The sequence below is a fragment of the Meiothermus cerbereus genome, assembly GCF_051297115.1.
In the GTDB taxonomy this organism is placed as follows: Bacteria; Deinococcota; Deinococci; order Deinococcales; family Thermaceae; genus Meiothermus; species Meiothermus cerbereus_A.
Window position 1 is genome coordinate 1 of sequence record NZ_JBEVAL010000023.1, and the last position, 16,557, is coordinate 16,557.

Genomic DNA, 16,557 nt, shown 5'->3' on the forward strand with positions numbered 1-16,557 from the left:
GTTCCCGGATTTCGCTCATTCCCACAGTTTAGGCTGTTTGCCTATTTTCAGGACACACCCCTTGACAGCCCGCCAAATACGCAGGTATGCTGCCCCCCGGATGCGCAAGGTGAGAGCTTTTTGAGCCCCATGAGTGGGTTTGTCTCTTGCCAGGCGTCCGTTGCGGATGTAAGGGGTTTTTGGGAGAGGAAACACGGTAACTCGCCCCAGCAAAAAACCCCGCGCCCCCGCAACATCAGGTTCTTGTGTGGTACCCATCTGGGCACCACATGAGAGTTTGAGGAGGCAGAATGAAGAAGAAGCTAGTAGTTTACTTGGCTGGGTTGCTGACCGTGCTCGGTCTAGGCTTCGGTCAGGCTCAGTTCTCCGACGTACCCGCCGGACACTGGGCCAAAGAAGCCGTCGAGCGCATTGCGGCCTGCGGTCTTATCACGGGCTTCCCCGATGGAACCTTCCGTGGTAACCAGAACCTGACCCGTTACCAGGCCGCCCTCATCTTCCAGCGCTTGCTCACCGAGCTGCAGCAGGGTGGCGAGTGCGTGAAGGGCCAGGGTGGCTTGAGCGACGAAGACATGACCGCCATCCGCAATGCGGTGCAGGAGCTGGCCGCTGAGATGGCCGCCCTGGGTGTGCGTGTTTCGGCCCTGGAAGACAGCGCCGCTTCCAAGGACGACATCGCCCGCCTCGAGGCCGCCATCGAAGAGCTGAAGGCCATGAAGGCCGAGCCTGCGGGCGCTGGTATGGACGAAGCCGCCCTGGCCGACCTGGCCGACCGTGTGGAAGCCGCCAGCGTGGCTGCCGACACCGCTCTGGCCCAGGCCCAGGTTCTGGCCGAGCGCCTTGACCGTGCCGAAGGCGATATCGCCACCCTCAAGACCCAGCTGGAAGCCGATGCCGACAGCATCCGCGCGCTCAACGAGCTGGCCGTGCTGCTGAACCAGGACGTGCTCAGCCTGCAAGACCGCGTGACCGCCCTCGAGAAGCAGCTGGGCGACGTGGACTTTGGCAGCTTTGCCGACAAGGAAGACGTCAGCGCCATCCAGGAGTTCGCCACCGCCCTGCGCAGCGACCTGGTTCGCCTGGCCGACCGCGTGAGCGCCCTGGATACCCGTGTGGGTGCGATCGACCGGCGTGTGGCCACCCTGGAGTCCAACGCCTTTACCATCTCGGGTAGCTTGGGCTTGACCTACGAAGTCAAGCGTGTCTGGGGTACTCCTGCAACCTTCGATATCGACCGCCTGTTTACCAGCAACTTCTCCACCGGCGACGCTGACTCGGACGGGCTAACGGTTGACGAAGATGACCTGGGCCAGAAAGTGGAAGGGAAAACCACCGCTAGCCTCTCGGTGAAGTTCAGCTTCAATGACCGTACCGCGGTATCCAGCCCCGGCAGGCTCAACACCTACCCCGGCCTGACCAACTTCAGCATCGATGCCTCGATTGCTAACCTGGCTACTACCCCGGCTGCCGCTGCTCTGAACCTCACGGTCAATAAGATTTCGACCACCCTGACGGTAGCCAACGGCCAGCCCTTGACCTTCACCTTTGGCCGCACCGTAAGGAGCAAGTTTACCGAGTACGTCTTCGACAACGACGCTACCAGCCGCGGCCACGGCTTCGTTGCGAACGCTCCTTTCTTGCTGGGTGGTACCACCACGGTGGTCTACGGCTCTAAAGGTGGCGACAACCTCGACAACACCTACTTCCGCGCGGTCCGTTCTACCTTCGGTCTAGGCCCCATCAACGTGGGCGCTTCCTTCGCCCAGGAAGGCCTCGATCAGCAGGCCGGTAATGGTGCAGAATCCCCTGCCCGCACGGCTTACGGCATCGATGTCAAGGCCTCCCTTGGCCCTGTCAACCTGACTGGTGAATACTTCGGCACTGCCGACAACATCGGTCTGCCCAACCCTGCCGTGAGCGGCACCGGCTACTACGTCAGGGCTGATGCTGGGCTGGGTCCCATCACCTTTAGCGGCAACTACCGCAACCTCAGCAGCGCCATTACCGCAGCCAACATGCTCTCGGGCGACGCCAATTACACCGCCGGTACTACTAACAATGCCGCGCCCTTCGCTGGTGACCAGAGTGGTTTTGGGGTGAACCTGGGTGCTACCCTGGGCATCTTCAACCTGAGCGGTTACCTGCAAAACTACACCTACGGCGGTACCACCAAAGCTGCTGGTAGCTACGGTGCCTATGGCGCCAGTGTTAAGTTTGGCCTGGGCCCGGTAACCCTCGAGGGCTTCTACAGGTCGGCCAGCCAAGGTGGCACTCCTGCTAACACCATCCCCAACGAGAGGCCCGGCACCGGTACCTACGCCTCGGCCTGGGGTGGTACCATCACCGCTTCCTTTGGTGTGGCCAACCTGACCGGTTACTACACCAACAACTACGTCGCCAACACCACCACCTTGGGCGCTTACGGCGATGCCAACCTTGATTTTGGCGTTGCTAAAGTTAAGGCTATCGGCCGCTACGACGACAGCGCCGGCACCGTAACCACCAAGTTTGGGGCCCAGCTTTCTACCCAGCCGCTGTTCTTCGGCGCGAGCTTCACGGGTGAGGGAGCTACCCGCACCACTGGCACCACCAGCGAGCTGGTATACGCCTTCGGTGTGAAGTTCGCGGACTTCCTCTTCGCCAACTCCAGCTTCGAGGTCAAGTACGGTGCATACGATGCCCAGAACGTGGTCTCGGTGCTCCTTGGCTCGACCAACTCGGCCTTCGACCCCAAAGCCAACGCACTCTACAACTCTGCTGGCACCAACAGCGGTGGAGTTAAGGGCATCTACTTCACCTGGACCTACTGGGATCTGGTCTTCAGCTACGCCGACTTCGATGTGGTCAACAACGGCAGCCCGACCCACGGCCAGGCCTTCAAGATTACCTACAGGGTCAACTTCTAAGACCCTCTGGTCTAGCACCCCGCCCGCAAGGGCGGGGTTCTTGTTTTAGGGCAACCGCTCGAGCCCGCTCGCTGCATTTTCCCACACCGGGACCAGGGCTGACGCAGTTTTATCGGCGCCCGGACACGAGCAGTGCCCTGGCTATTCGAAGCTTGGGGCCAGGCCCAGGTGCATTACGTATTTTTCGGCACCACCCCGATGGGCATAGCGCTCGTAGAGCTCCCAGAGCTCACGCTGCAAGGCTTTGGCATCGGCCCGGTCAAGCATAAGGCCTCCGGTCCAGAGGTTGAAGGTGGCTGGGTATTGCAGGCCCAGGATTTCGGGCTCATCTGCGTCATCATCCGGGCGGGAACTCCAGGTGAGCAGCCCGTCCTGGTTGCGATAGACCACCATGTGTGCCGGGTGGGTGTTTGCTTGCAGGGCTTTTTCCAGGCTGCGCTCGAGCTGGACTTTCCAGGACACGTGGCTGGTCAGGTTTTCCAGGAGCCGCTGGGGCACCAGCTCCAGGGGAATGCGAAAGGCTGTGGAGGTGGCCTGATAGTGCTTGATGGGCCGCCCCTGCCTGTTCGATACAGCGATCACCTGCAATAGACCGGCCTTAAGCATCTGACCCACGCGGTAGTGCATGGTCTGAATGGGCAGATTAAACGCTTCGGCAGCGGCCTTAACGGTGGTAGGCCCATGCATAAAGGGCTTGAGGAAGACAGCTACCTCGGGGTCGGCCAGAATACGGGCGGCCAGCGCATTGTTGAGCTCGAGCACGCTGGTATTTTCGCTTGTGCTGGACACACCTGTATTCTACTCAAAATCTTGTCTTACTTGCTGAGTAGAGCTTCTCTAAACTTGGACCATGGAAAGGCACCAGGGCCCGAATAGCCTGCCCTGACATAAAGAGCTATGCACTTGTACTTGACCGGACTAAGGGGATTCACACTGGTGGCCTTGGGGCAACTGGTCTCGCTGGTGGGCAGCGGTATGAGCCAGTTTGCCCTTACCATCTGGGCCTTCGAAAAAACCGGGCTGGCTACCTCGCTGGCCCTGATGGGTTTTTTCTATATGGTGCCGCTTATCCTGATCTCGCCTTTTGCTGGGGCCTGGGTAGATCGGGCCAACCGCAAGCTCATGATGATGATCTCGGATCTGGGCGCTGCGCTGGGCACGCTGACGGTGTTTTTGCTTTACCTGAGTGGGAGCCTGGAGGTGTGGCACCTGTACGTGGTAGGGGCCCTGAACGGTCTGACCAGCGCTTTCCAATGGCCTGCTTACTCTGCGGCCATCTCGACCATGGTAGCCAAGAAGGACTATGCGCGGGCCAACGGCCTGCTCTCGCTGGCAGAGTCGGCTTCGGGTATTGGGGCACCTATTCTGGCGGGTATCTTTTTGGGGCTGGTGGGGTTGGGGGGCATTCTGCTGCTGGATCTGGTCACTTTTGTGGCTGCCTTCGTCACCTTAATTCTGGTGCAGGTGCCCCAACCCAAGCAAAGCGCCGCTGGCCTGGAAAGCCGGGGAAGTCTGCTGCGAGAGGCTCTGTATGGTTTCCGCTTCATTTTTGCCAGGCCGAGCCTGCTGGGTCTGCAGACGGTGTTTCTGCTGGGCAATCTGGTGACCAACCTGGGCTCGGCCATTATGGCCGCAATGATTCTGGCCCGCACGGCCTCGAGCGAAACCGCACTGGCCACCGTGCAAAGTGCTGCGGGTATTGGTGGGGTGCTGGGCGGAGTGTTGCTCTCGGCCTGGGGTGGCCCTCGGCGTAAGGTACATGGGGTGCTTTTAGGCTGGGTGTTCTCCAGCCTTTTTGGAAGCGTGTTGTTGGGGTTGGGGCAGAGTGTGTGGATCTGGGCTGCCTGTGCTTTCATGTTCGCCCTGATTGTGCCCATTCTGAACGGCTCTAACCAGGCCATCTGGCAGGCCAAAGTGCCCCCCGACGTGCAGGGTAAGGTGTTTGCCGCCCGCCGCATGATTGCCTGGGTAGCCGGGCCGCTGTCTATGCTGGTAGCGGGTCCTCTGGCCGACCGGGTGCTGACCCCGGCCATGATGCCCGGTGGCTCCCTGGTTGGCCTTTTTGGGGGCCTGGTGGGGGTGGGGCCGGGGGCCGGCATGGCGCTGCTGCTGGTCATGAGCGGCCTGCTGGGTATGGCGGTGGGCCTGGGGGGCTATTTGTTCCGGGTGATACGCGAGGCAGAAACCCTGATCCCCGACCACGACCAGACCTCCGAAGCCTCGGCCAAGCCTGTGCTGTCGTAGCCTTTGACAGCCATCGACGCCCCTAAAGCCCCTGCTGCGCTCCCTGAATCGAAGCTGGCGGTTTGTGATATAAGGGAGCTTGGATGATTCGCGGACGCTATGCTTTGGTGGTAGCCCTGCCCAAAGGGCGCAACTTCGCCGACGGCTACCAGGCGCTAACGAAGGCTGGGCTCGAGCTACCGCCGGTGCAAAACGGGCGGGCCTTGCTACACGGCAACGAGGGGGGCATCGCTGTTCTGGAACTGCGCAACCATGACGTGCCCACCTATGTGGACCTGGGCATTGCCGATGTGGGGGTGGTGGGCAACGACGTGCTGCTGGAGTCGGGCCGGGACGTGTACGAGCCGGTTGACCTGGGCACAGGGGCCTGCCGCCTTTCACTCATCCGCCACCCTGCCTCTAGCGGGCCCATCCGCCGCATTGCCACCAAGTACCCCCGCTTTACCGCCCAGGTGTTGCGTGAACGGGGAATAGTTGCCGATATTATTGAGCTGGCCGGCAATGTCGAACTGGCCGCCCTTACCGGGCTGGCCGATGCCGTGGTGGACGTGGTGCAGACCGGCGCTACCCTCAGGGCGGCGGGCTTGCTCGAGGTCGAGGTGCTGGCCCACTCCACCGCCCGCTTCATTGTCAACCGCCAGTCGCTCAAGCTCAAGCGCGATCTCCTGCGCCCCCTGATCGAGCGCCTGCGGGCCAATGCCCATAACCCATCAACCGCCAGCTAATGGGCATTGGGGGCCCCTTATACCAAACCTGACGATGACCGACCCAGACGCGCAGGGCGGCATTGCCACTTTGCAGGGCTCGAGCAGCCAGGCGGCTGCGGGGTGGTTTTCCTGGGGAATATTGCGTCATCTGGAGCGCGGCCGGCGTAGAATCAAGCCCTATGAGCTACCGCAAACTGGGAAAGTCGGGTTTGTTTGTTCACCCCATCGCCCTCGGCACCATGCAGTTTGGCTGGACTGCCGATGAAGCCACCTCCTTTGCCATCATGGATGCTTTTGTGGAGGCGGGGGGCAACCTGATTGATACCGCCGACATCTACAGCACCTGGGCACCTGGCAATCCGGGTGGGGTCTCGGAGGAGATTATTGGGCGCTGGATGCAAAGCCGGGGGCTGCGCGAGCGGGTGATCTTGGCTACCAAGGTACGGGGCCCGATGGGGCCGGGGGGTTCCGAGGGGCGCAACCACCCCCTGCAGCGCGAGGGGCTATCACGCGCCTGGATCATGCGGGCAGTCGAAGACAGCTTGCGCCGCCTGCGCGTGGACTATATCGACCTTTACCAGGTGCACTGGGTTGATAGCCAGGTGCCCATCGAGGAAACCCTCTCGGCCCTGAGCGATCTGGTGCGCAAAGGCTATGTGCGCTACATCGGTTGCTCCAACTTTTCGGCCTGGCGCCTGATGCAGGCTTTGTGGGCCTCCGATAAGCACGGCTTTGAGCGCTTTGTTTCGATCCAGCCCGAGTACAGCCTCACCATGCCTACCCGCATGAACTTCGAGCGGGAGTTGGCTCGAGCCTGCGAGACCTATGGCCTGGGGGTAATCCCTTACAGCCCCCTGGCGGGTGGCTTCCTGACCGGCAAGTACCGCCGCGACCAGCCCCTGCCCGAGAGCGTGCGGGCCCAGGGCATTGCCAGCGGGCGCTTTAGCGAGCAAAACTGGAAGATTCTGGATAAGGTGCTGGAAATCGCCGGTCGGCACGGGGTTCATCCAGCGCAGGTGGCCCTGGCCTGGCAGTTGGCGCGCCCTTTCATTACCGCCCCGATTGTGGGGGCCAATACGGTTCAGCAGTTGCAGGACCTGCTGCCAGCCGCCGGACTGCAGCTTGGGGCAGAGGAAGTTGCCGCGCTCAATGAAGTGTCTAGCTGGCCCCTCACCCGCACCGAGCGCGAAGTTTAGGGGTAAAGCAAAATTTTGCCTGTGCTCTGGCGGCTTTCCATCAGGGCGTGGGCCTCAGCGGCCTGCTCGAGCCTGTAGCGCGCGCCCACCAAAAGCCGAACCCGCCCGGCCTGGAGCAGGGCAAAAACAGCCTCTACGGTGGGTCTCAAAAGCGCGGGCCGGCTGCGGCGGTAGTGCCCGCTGCTGTAGCCGATGACCGCTTTGCTCTGGCGGTGCAGCGGGCGGGTTTCAAAGCTGCCGGCCTGCCCACTGGCATGCCCATACACCACCATTCGGCCAAAAGGAGCCAGGCACTGCATTCCCCGATTAAAGACCTCGCCCGCCACCGAGTCGAGAATTACATCGACGCCTTGCTGCTTGGTAAGCTTCAGCACCTGCTCAGCAAAGTCGGCATACCCCAGCACTTCGTCGGCCCCCAGGCGGCGAACAGCAGCGGCTTTGGCTGTATCCCCCACAGTGCCAATGACCAACCCCGCACCCAGGGCTTTGGCCATCTGTACCGCCAGACTGCCCACCCCTCCGGCAGCGGCATGCACCAGCACGGTCTCGTTCTTTTGCAGCCGTCCAGCCCAGGTCAGGGTGTTGTAGGCCGTTACCATAGCGGTCAGGCCCGATACGGCCTCGTCGGGAAGCTCGGCAGGAACCGGGTAGGCCAGCACCGCTTTGGCCAGCACTTTTTCGGCATAGGAGCCCCCGCTGGTAAACACCGCCACCCGTTGTCCCAGCTTCAGGCCTGTTACGTCTGCTCCCAGGGCTTCCACAACCCCCACCGCATCCAGCCCTGGTATGAAGGGGGGTGGTGAACCCGCTTCGTAGCCGCCCCGCCGAGCCTGCACATCGGCGTAGTTGAGGCTGGTAAGGGTCGTGCGCACCAGCACTTCGTCCGCCTTCGGCCTGGGGTCTGGCACCTCCCGGTAGCGCAGGTTTTCGGGTGGGCCGTTTTGCTCAACCACAATGGCTTTCATGAGGCTATTCTGGCACGGTACAATAAACCCTCGTGACGCCTGAACGCCTTGCCAGGATTCGTGCAGTATTGGATAAACGTCAGCCCGACCTGACGGTGTTGATGGAGCGGGTGCATAAGCCGCACAATTTCTCGGCCATCCTGCGCTCCTGCGATGCGGTGGGGGTGCTCGAGGCCCACGCCATCCCGGCCCGGTACGGAATTCCCAACCTGGAGGAAGCTGAGAACCTGAGCCTGAAAGGCAAAACCTTCAACGAAACCTCCGCTTCGGCGGCCAAGTGGGTGGGTTTGCAGGTTCACCCCGACACGGCCTCGGCTTTTGCCCACCTGAAATCGCAGGGGTTTCAGGTGCTGGCGGCGCATTTTTCCCAGCGGGCGGTGGACTACCGCCAGGCCGACTACACCCGCCCTACCTGCATCCTGCTGGGCACCGAGAAATGGGGGGTTTCGCCCGAAGCCGCCGAGCGGGCCGATGCCCATATTCTGATTCCCATGATGGGCATGGTAGAGAGCCTGAATGTTTCGGTGGCGGCGGCGGTGATTCTGTTCGAGGCCCAGCGGCAGCGCCTGCAGGCAGGGTTTTACCAGCGGCCCCGCCTCTCGCCAGAAGACTACGAGGCCGCGCTGCAAAGCTGGATTGCCCGGCATGCGCGGGGCCAGGGTTGATTTGCACAGCTTTTGAGCAATTTTGGTCGTAATGTGGGGTATGCGTGCCACTATTCTGGGTGTTTTTTGCTGGATTTCTCTGGCATTGGCGGGGCCGGATGGCGTTTACTATGCCCTGGAGAACCGCATCGAAAAAGGCCAGATTGCGACCATCGGGGTGCCCCAGCGCATCAAGATAGGGGGGGTGGGGCAGCTTCCAGCCCTCTTGACCAAAGCCGCCCGGCCTGCGCTCGAGGCCCGCTGGCGCTACGATACCACCCTAAAAGACTGGGTGTTGCAGGACCAGATGGGCCACAGCTTCGACCTGGCCGAAGCCAAGAAGCGCTACCTCGAGGCCCTGGGGGCAGGCCAGACGGAGTTTTTACTGCCTGTAAGCCACACCCTGCACCCCCTGGGGGCCCCTTATTACTACAGCCTCGGCATCCGCCAGCTGCTCGCTGAGGCCACCACCTCCTTTGCGGGTTCGTCCTACGAACGCGGCTACAACATCCAGCTCGGGGCCAGCCGCCTGAGTGGGGCGCTGATTGCTCCCGGCGAAACCTTCTCGTTTGCCGGGGCGATGGGCGAGGTCTCTGAACGCACCGGTTTCAAAAAAGCCTTTGTCATCTCCGGCGAACAAACCGTAGAGGGTGTGGGCGGGGGAATGTGCCAGGTCTCGACCACCCTTTTCCGCGCAGCGTACTTCTCGGGCCTGCCCATCGTGCAGCGCCGCCCGCACAGCTACCAGGTGCGCTACTACCAGCCCACTGGCCTCGATGCCGCGGTGTTTTTGCCTTCCCTCGACCTCAAGTTCAAAAACGACACCCCCGGCCACCTGCTTATCCAGAGCAGCGTAAATGGCGGCCAGATTACTTTTCGCATTTTTGGCAGCAAAGACCGCGAAGTAACCTGGAGCAACCCGGTTACACTAACCCGTATTCCCGCGCCACCTACCCGCTACATCGTTAGCCCCGACCTGCCCCCCCAGCGCTTTGTGCAGGTAGACTGGGCCGCCGAGGGGGCCACGGTCAATGTCTATCGCACCATCCGCTTTTCCGATGGCAGGGTGCTCAAAGATACCCTCACCAGCACCTACCGCCCCTGGGGTGCAGTCTGGCTGGTGGGCGATGGAACCCGCCTGAAGTCGGGCCGGGTGATTACTGCCGCGAGCGATGATGCCCCCGACGACCACGGCTACCGCCTGCCCACCCAGACCGCCTTGCGTCCGGCCAGCAACCGCTAGGCTGCACCCTATTTGCCATTTTCCTCCACATCGACACGCTGTGTTGGTGGGTGCAAAGGATACCTATGCGCGGGTGGCTCCTGGGCGGCGTTACAGCGCCTCGACCCTGACCAGCACCTGCAGGTGCTCTTTGCCGCCGCCCCGGCGGAGCCCTTTGAGCGGCGGGCAGTCGTCGTAGTCGCGCCCGTGGGCCTTTTTGACATACTGCTCGGTTATGATCGAGTTGTTGGTGGGGTCGTAGCCATACCAGCCCGAGCCTGGCACAAAGGCTTCGACCCAGGCATGGCTGCCCTGTGAACCCACCCCGGTAGCCAGGTATCCCGAAACATACCGGGCCGGAATCCCCACACTGCGTAGCACGGCCAGCATGGCCTGGGCGTAGTCCTGGCAGACCCCAGCCCTGCCTTCCACAAACTGGGTGAGCGGGGTGTCTACCTGGGTGGCCGTGGTGTCGTAGCGGAAACTCCGGTACAGATGCTCGGTTACTTCCAGCAGGTAAGCGTGCAGGCTTTCGTGAGGGCGGGGGCGGCGCAGGCTCAGCAGCTCGAGCCAGTTGTAATGCAAGGGCACCCGGGGGGTGGGGGCCAGGAACTCAAAAAACCTAGACTCCAGGCTGCTCAGGACCTGCACTGGCACCGGCAGCGGCTCTGGCACGGCAAACGTCAAAACCCTGGCCTGCATTTCCACCCGCAGTTGCTGGTGGGGGTGATTGACATGGAAGCTGTAGACCCGGTTATGAAAATAATCCTGGCGGCTACGGGGCAGGGTGTTGGGCGCGATGTGAAGGCGAAACTCCAGAAGCCCCTGGCGGTGGTCGTCTACCGGGTAGAGCCATAGTTCGTTGAAGGAGTCCCGCGCCTCATCGGGGTAAACGTACTCCGTTAGATGATAGATCGATAGCAGCACCAATTGCAGCCTATCAAAAACAAGGCCGGACGGTGGGCAGCCTTCAGGGCTCGAGCCGGGTGAATACCTCCTCACGCCAGGGCAACGAAGACTGGGCCCCCACTTTGGTAGCAGCCAGGGCCCCGGCCACACAGCCAAGTTCCATGGCCTGGGGCAGGGGCTTGCCTTCGCAGATGGCCGTGGCCAGCGCCCCAATAAAAGCATCCCCAGCCCCAGTGGTATCAATGGCCTCTACTTTGGGAACCGGCTGGTGGCCTTTGCCCTCGGGGGCTATCCATACCGCGCCCTGTCCGCCCAGGGTGATGATTACGGTGGGCACTTTTTCGGCCAGTGCCTGGGCTACCTCGAGGGCCATCTCGGGCGAATCGGGCTGTACCCCGGTCAGCCCATAGGCTTCGCTCTCGTTCACCACCAGGATGTCGGTATGCTCGAGCAGTTTGGTGGGCAATTGCTGCGCCGGCGAGGCGTTGAGGATGACCCTGGCCCCGGCCTGTCGGCCCAGCTCAGCAGCCCGGCGCACGGTCTCGAGGGGGATCTCGAGCTGCAATACCACCACCCGCGCCCCCTCGAACTCGGCGGGGGAGAGGTTTTCGGGCCGGAGACGGTGGTTGGCCCCCGGTGAGACGATGATGGTGTTTTGCCCTTCTTCGTTGACCGCAATAAAGGCCACCCCAGTGGGGGCGGCGATGGGGATGGTGGCGTGCACATTGATACCCTCACGCTTGAGGGCGTTGCGAAGCTGATTGCCAAACTCATCCTGCCCAACCCGCCCAATCATACGCACGCCCAGGCCCTGGCTGGAAATGACCCCTTTGCCGGGCTGGGCGCTGCGGGCCAGCATGCGGGCGGCTGCTACCGCCTGGTTGGCCCCTTTGCCTCCATGGTGGGTCTCGTAGTCTGAGCCTAACAGGGTTTCTCCTGGCAGGGGATGCCGCTTGACCCGTACCACCAGATCCATGTTGATACTTCCTACCACCACGATGCTCATGGCCTATAGCTTATATGAACCCCACCCGAAACGTTTTGCTAAGCGCTTGCAAAAGCTCATCTGTTACTACCGCAGCGAATTGCAGCGCTTCGGGTGGGGGCCCCAAAAATATGAACAGATCAAGCGGGTTTCACATGAGGGTTGGGTTCAGCGATAGCGCCCGATTCGTTCTACCAGCAGGTTGTAGAAGCCGTCTACATCAATTTCCAGCCCTACTTCACAATTGGGTTGCTTGCCGGTCACGCCCCAGTAGTCACAGACCGTGCGCCCAAAGGCCAGCCCTTCGTTGGCCTCGATCTCTACGTTGAGCAGGGCGGTTTTGAACAGCTCCGGGCGCAACAAATAGGCCACCGCGCAGGCATCGTGGATGGGGGCTCCGTCCCACTTGTAGCGCTTTATATGATGCTCGCGGAAGAACTCGAGCAGCTCCGCCGTAAACGTCCCCACCCGCGTTCCCAGGGCGCGGAAGCGCTCCACTCTGGCGGGATGTGCGATGGTTTGATGGGTCAGGTTGAGGCCCATCATCACTACTCGAACCCCGGCCTCAAACACGATTTTGGCCGCATGGGGGTCGCACAGAATGTTGAACTCCGCGCTGGGCGACCAGTTGCCAATGTCAAGCGAGCCGCCCATCAGCACAATTTCGCGAATCTGGGGGATGATGCGGGGCTCCAGGCGCATGGCCAGCGCGATGTTGGTAAGGGCACCCACCGGTACCAGCGTGACCTCGCCGGGGTATTTGAGCACCTGCTCGATGATGAAATGTACGGCGTGCAGGGGCTCGGCCTGGCCGCTGGGGGTGGGCAGGTGGGGGCCTTCCAGCCCCGAGACCCCGTGGACGGCCTCGGCGCTGATGCGGTCGCGCACCAAAGGGCGGTCGGCTCCGGCATAGATGGGTACCCACCTGCCCAGCACTTCCCGCACCACCAGGGCGTTGCGGGTGGTGCGCTCGAGGCCCACATTGCCAAAAACCGTGGTAATGCCCAAAACCTCGAGCTCCTCGCTGGCCAGGGCCAGCATCATGGCGATGGCGTCGTCGTGTCCGGGGTCGCAGTCGAGGATAATTTTGCGCGGCACGCTTGTTAGCTTACACCAGAGGCGGTGCCTGGTGCGGTACAATCGCCTTATCTATGCTCGAGGTCAAAGAAGCGGTCAAAATTGCCACCGAGTATATCCAAACGCTGTTTAGTGAAAAGCAAATTCCCGAACTGCGGCTCGAGGAGGTCGAGCTCACACCCGACAATCAGTTTTGGGAAGTCACACTTTCCTTTGTGGTACGTGAACCCACAGCCTACCTGAGCCTGGGTGATGCGGCCCGCACCCGTGAGTACAAGATCTTCCGCATCAATGCCGAAACCGGCCAGGTGCAGAGCATGAAGATTCGTAAAGTATAAGCGGCTCCGAGGTATAAAACCGGGCCCCACCCACGCAAGATACAGCGCACGCGCGCTTCTGACACGCTCAAGATGGCGTGGGGGTGGGCCCGATGGCCTCCCCCAGCTCCTTTGTATGGGGCCTACCGCGCTCTTCAAAGACGTTGCCCCCGGATGGGTGACCGGTGGGGCAGGGGGTGCAACCTTTATGAAGTCTTTACTTTGCGCTCATAATGCCTGAGGTGTTTACCCCCGATTAATTGCCCCTTACTACACTCTGCTTAGTCCGGTTCCGACCCCCTGGGGTGAGAACCTGGCCGGAGGAGCCATGAACCCTACATTTTTTCGGATCTTGTCTGTGGCCTTTTTGCTGGCGCCACTCATCGCAGGCTGTAATTCATCGCCTGCCAGTGTCAAACAGCCCAACTTTCAGGCCCTGCTAGTAGCCGCCGATCCGTCGAGCAGCACATTGGTTCAGTCGGTGTCTTCCCTAAAGCCGCTGGATCGCTCCAAAACCGACCTCTCGCAGATTGCCAGGGTGGTGGTCAACCTGGATCGCATTGAGCTGGTAGGGGAGGGGGGACGGGTGGTTGGCCTCGAGCCCAACCCCGCGCTGGGCGACAGCGATGCAGACGGCAAGCCCGACCTGGACTTGTTGGCCCTGTCGAACCGAGCCACGCCCATAGTAAAAGGCACCATCCCGGCAGGGGTGTACACCCAGTTCCGTCTGTTTTCGCCCGTCGAGCTGGGCCCCGAAGCCGCAGCGGTTTACCTGGTCATGAAAGATGGCAGCAAGATACCGTTGCGTATCCCCAGCGGACAGCAAACCGGCCTCAAGCTGGTAATCCAGGGTAGGTTCGACGTGCGGGTAGATGCCATCACCACCCTTACGCTGGCCTTCGACCTGGGCCGCTCGCTGGTGCGAACTGGCAACGGTCGCTACATGCTTAAGCCAGTGGTCAAGGCCAGCGGTGATGTGGCTTCTGGTGCGGTGAACGGCAGGGTTACCTTCAAAGGGGGCCGCCCCGCGCAGGATGCTGAGGTGGAGGCCCGATCGGCCAACAACACCTACCTCACCACCACCAGCGCCGACGGCTTGTATAGCTTCCTGGCGCTGGCAGCGCCGGCTTCCTACGAGTTTACCTTCCGTTTTCAGACCCCCGAGGGCGTGGTCTACCTGACCCGGAAAACCCTCTCGATACCTGCCAATACCACCACCACAGTCAATGCCGAATTTGAACTGACCGGTGGGATTACGGTCTCGCTCAAATCGGCCTCGGCTCCCAGCAACGTAGCGGTAGAGGTAAAGGATGCCAGCGGTGTTACGGTGGCCTCGAGCAGCCAGGCTGACCCAGACGGCAAATATACTTTTGCCACTTTGCTGCCCGGTACCTACAGCGTGAGCGCAAGTGCTGCCGTGGGCGGCGCTCCGGTAACTGGGCAGGCCACGGGCGTGGTGGTTGAAGACTTCAAAATGACCAAAGTGGAAATAGAACTGAAGTAAGAGCGCTTCCTGGTCGCCCGTTCCATTGGTGAAGAGCCACTTTACGTGGTCTGTCCCGAAGGGGATCGTCGCGCTGGTCGGGATGAACAGCCGCCGTCGCGCGCTCCACAGATGTGGCCTCTCGGATGGGAGGCCACTGTGCTGTGCAGGACGCAGTAATCAAGGGCTTCAATGATTAGGAAGAATGCTCCAGGTGACTGCCCACCCCAACCCGGTATGGCTTTGTCGGCAAGTCGCACACCATAACCCTTTTTGGGCCACTGGTGCTTGACCGTAAACTGTTTGTCATGCGCCCTGCCTGGCTGGAAATAGACTTTGACGCCCTGGCCCACAATTTCAACCTGATAAAGGCCAGGGCGGGCAATGTGCAGGTGGTTGGGGTTGTCAAGGCCAATGCCTACGGTCATGGGGCGGTGGAGGTGGGCAAGGAATTGCTGCGCCTGGGGGCCTGGGGGCTGGCGGTAGCGACCACCGAGGAGGCCCGCCAACTGCGAAAGGCGGGTATTGTGGCCCGCATTTTGTTGATGGGAAGCCTGCACCCCCAACAAGCCCAGGAAGTGGTAGAGCTAGACCTGATTCCTTCTATCTCGACCCTCGAGAGCGCCGAGGCCCTCAACGCGCTGGGGAAGCCGCTAAGGGTGCACCTCGAGTTCGACACCGGCATGGGCCGGGTGGGCTTCCAGCCTCAGGAAGCCGCAATACTCAAAGAACGCTTTGCTCGTTACCAAAACCTGCTCATCCAGGGCATCTACTCCCACTTTGCTGATGCGGAAGAAGATGAACCCTGGACAAGAGAGCAGGCTGCCCAGTTTCAGCTGGTGCAACAGGTTTTTGGGCCGGGGTACTTCTACCACCTGTGCAACACGGCTGGAGCCCTCAACCACAGCGCCTACGGCTTCAGTGCCGTGCGCCCGGGCATTGGCCTGTACGGCCTGCTGCCGGGCCTGGGCCTGAAGCCCATTGCCCGCCTGCTGGCCAAGCCCACCCAGGTCAAGGCGCTTCCGGCGGGGCGCAGAATCGGCTATGGCGGCCTTTACACCACCCAGGGCCTCGAGTGGATTGCCACCCTGCCGGTAGGCTATGCCGATGGAATGCCCCGCCTGGTCTTCAACCGGGCCACGGTTCGCTATTACCCAGAACCCGAAGCTCAGAACTCCCAGCCTTGCATCTGCCCAGTGGTGGGGCGGGTCTCGATGGATCAGATTACCGTGAAGATTCCAGCGCCGGTAAGCCTGGATCAGGTCTTTGAAGTGGTTACACCCGACTTTGACCCTACCAGCAGCCTGTGGGGCTGGGCCGAGCTTACCGGAACCGTGAGCTACGAGCCTGCGGTGCGGCTCTCCCCGCGTTTGCCCAGGGTGTACCTGCGGGATGGGGTAGAGGTGGCACGGGTGGAGTAGGTATTCTCCAGAGGGGCCGACCAAAGCCACTTTTGTATTTTGCTTCTGCGGCGAAAATCGGATACGTGATTGCGATGAAGGCCATCAAGCTGTTTCAGGGGTACTTGTGGCACCCCAAGGAACTCTCTTTTGACCCCCGTGAGGCAATTCCCCGCCAGCTGGGGGAGGTGCATGTGCTGATTGACAAAGTGCGGCCTCCCATGACCTTTTTCGAGGACGGCACCCCCACCGAGACCCAGCAGTTTTATCAAGTAACCTTGCTGGTGCGCACCGAGCAGGAGCCCGCCGAACTCAAACCCCTGGCCCAGCGGGTGAGCCAGGAGCTAAGCCCCTACCTCGAGGCCACGCCCAAAGAGGTAGGCTGGCAGTTGCTGGAAGATTTGCGGCAGATTTGATATGAACTCCGCCTGAATCGTTCCGTTAGGGACAGCTTGGAGCACCCTGGTTTTTCGAGCTGATGATACCCGCGCTTCAGGCCGGG

15 protein-coding genes are annotated in these 16,557 nt (G+C 61.5%); 10 read left to right on the top strand and 5 right to left on the bottom strand.

Features of this window, described 5'->3' with window-relative positions; all coding sequences use genetic code 11:
• Positions 1-290 precede the first annotated feature (290 nt).
• On the top strand, positions 291-2,906 hold the full coding sequence (locus ABWU19_RS06620) for an S-layer homology domain-containing protein (protein WP_435900930.1): 2,616 nt from the start codon (positions 291-293) through the stop codon (positions 2,904-2,906).
• 141 nt (positions 2,907-3,047) lie between these two features.
• Here ABWU19_RS06620 and ABWU19_RS06625 read toward each other — a convergent pair whose 3' ends face one another.
• The gene (locus tag ABWU19_RS06625; protein ID WP_435900931.1) at positions 3,048-3,695 is read right to left on the bottom strand and encodes a winged helix-turn-helix domain-containing protein; all 648 of its coding nucleotides are present in this window, start codon (positions 3,693-3,695) and stop codon (positions 3,048-3,050) included.
• A gap of 108 nt (positions 3,696-3,803) precedes the next feature.
• On the opposite strand from ABWU19_RS06625, the gene ABWU19_RS06630 reads away from it, so the two are divergent.
• The 3 genes from ABWU19_RS06630 (at position 3,804) to ABWU19_RS06640 (ending at position 7,053) form a co-directional block, all read left to right on the top strand.
• On the top strand, positions 3,804-5,150 hold the full coding sequence (locus ABWU19_RS06630) for an MFS transporter (RefSeq protein ID WP_435900932.1): 1,347 nt from the start codon (positions 3,804-3,806) through the stop codon (positions 5,148-5,150).
• Between the two features lie 83 nt (positions 5,151-5,233).
• On the top strand, positions 5,234-5,875 hold the full coding sequence (gene hisG / locus ABWU19_RS06635; RefSeq protein WP_435900933.1) for an ATP phosphoribosyltransferase: 642 nt from the start codon (positions 5,234-5,236) through the stop codon (positions 5,873-5,875).
• 161 nt (positions 5,876-6,036) lie between these two features.
• Positions 6,037-7,053 carry an aldo/keto reductase gene (locus ABWU19_RS06640; protein ID WP_435900934.1) on the top strand — a complete coding sequence of 339 codons (1,017 nt, stop codon included), beginning with the start codon at positions 6,037-6,039 and terminating at the stop codon, positions 7,051-7,053.
• On the opposite strand, the gene ABWU19_RS06645 is transcribed toward ABWU19_RS06640, so the two are convergent.
• Positions 7,050-8,018 (bottom strand): quinone oxidoreductase family protein, encoded by a 969-nt coding sequence (locus tag ABWU19_RS06645; RefSeq protein ID WP_435900935.1) that lies wholly within the window; start codon positions 8,016-8,018, stop codon positions 7,050-7,052. The two genes, ABWU19_RS06640 and ABWU19_RS06645, sit on opposite strands and share 4 nt — an antisense overlap.
• 32 nt (positions 8,019-8,050) lie before the next feature.
• On the opposite strand from ABWU19_RS06645, the gene trmH reads away from it, so the two are divergent.
• A complete protein-coding gene (gene trmH / locus ABWU19_RS06650; RefSeq protein ID WP_435900936.1) occupies positions 8,051-8,683 on the top strand; it encodes a tRNA (guanosine(18)-2'-O)-methyltransferase TrmH in 633 nt (210 codons plus the stop codon).
• Between the two features lie 40 nt (positions 8,684-8,723).
• Positions 8,724-9,905 carry a VanW family protein gene (locus ABWU19_RS06655; protein ID WP_435900937.1) on the top strand — a complete coding sequence of 394 codons (1,182 nt, stop codon included), beginning with the start codon at positions 8,724-8,726 and terminating at the stop codon, positions 9,903-9,905.
• Between the two features lie 90 nt (positions 9,906-9,995).
• Here the strand turns inward: ABWU19_RS06655 and ABWU19_RS06660 are convergent, their stop codons facing one another.
• The 3 genes from ABWU19_RS06660 to ABWU19_RS06670 all read right to left on the bottom strand — a co-directional run bounded on the left by ABWU19_RS06660 (position 9,996) and on the right by ABWU19_RS06670 (position 12,876).
• Positions 9,996-10,811, bottom strand: coding sequence for a transglutaminase family protein (locus ABWU19_RS06660; protein WP_435900938.1), 816 nt, complete (start codon positions 10,809-10,811; stop codon positions 9,996-9,998).
• 43 nt (positions 10,812-10,854) lie between these two features.
• Complete coding sequence (rbsK, locus tag ABWU19_RS06665) at positions 10,855-11,799, bottom strand: ribokinase (protein WP_435900939.1); 945 nt, start codon at positions 11,797-11,799, stop codon at positions 10,855-10,857.
• 147 nt (positions 11,800-11,946) lie between these two features.
• Positions 11,947-12,876: a nucleoside hydrolase gene (locus ABWU19_RS06670; protein WP_435900940.1), complete on the bottom strand. Its 930-nt coding sequence runs from the start codon at positions 12,874-12,876 to the stop codon at positions 11,947-11,949.
• A gap of 53 nt (positions 12,877-12,929) precedes the next feature.
• On the opposite strand from ABWU19_RS06670, the gene ABWU19_RS06675 reads away from it, so the two are divergent.
• The 4 genes from ABWU19_RS06675 to ABWU19_RS06690 all read left to right on the top strand — a co-directional run bounded on the left by ABWU19_RS06675 (position 12,930) and on the right by ABWU19_RS06690 (position 16,471).
• Positions 12,930-13,193: a hypothetical protein gene (locus tag ABWU19_RS06675; RefSeq protein ID WP_027876359.1), complete on the top strand. Its 264-nt coding sequence runs from the start codon at positions 12,930-12,932 to the stop codon at positions 13,191-13,193.
• A gap of 307 nt (positions 13,194-13,500) precedes the next feature.
• On the top strand, positions 13,501-14,676 hold the full coding sequence (locus ABWU19_RS06680; RefSeq protein WP_435900941.1) for a DUF4382 domain-containing protein: 1,176 nt from the start codon (positions 13,501-13,503) through the stop codon (positions 14,674-14,676).
• A 287-nt stretch (positions 14,677-14,963) separates the two neighbouring features.
• Positions 14,964-16,076, top strand: a complete 1,113-nt coding sequence (gene alr, locus ABWU19_RS06685; protein ID WP_435900942.1) for an alanine racemase — start codon at positions 14,964-14,966, stop codon at positions 16,074-16,076.
• 74 nt (positions 16,077-16,150) lie between these two features.
• Positions 16,151-16,471 carry a DUF3208 domain-containing protein gene (locus tag ABWU19_RS06690; protein WP_435900969.1) on the top strand — a complete coding sequence of 107 codons (321 nt, stop codon included), beginning with the start codon at positions 16,151-16,153 and terminating at the stop codon, positions 16,469-16,471.
• Positions 16,472-16,557 lie beyond the last annotated feature (86 nt).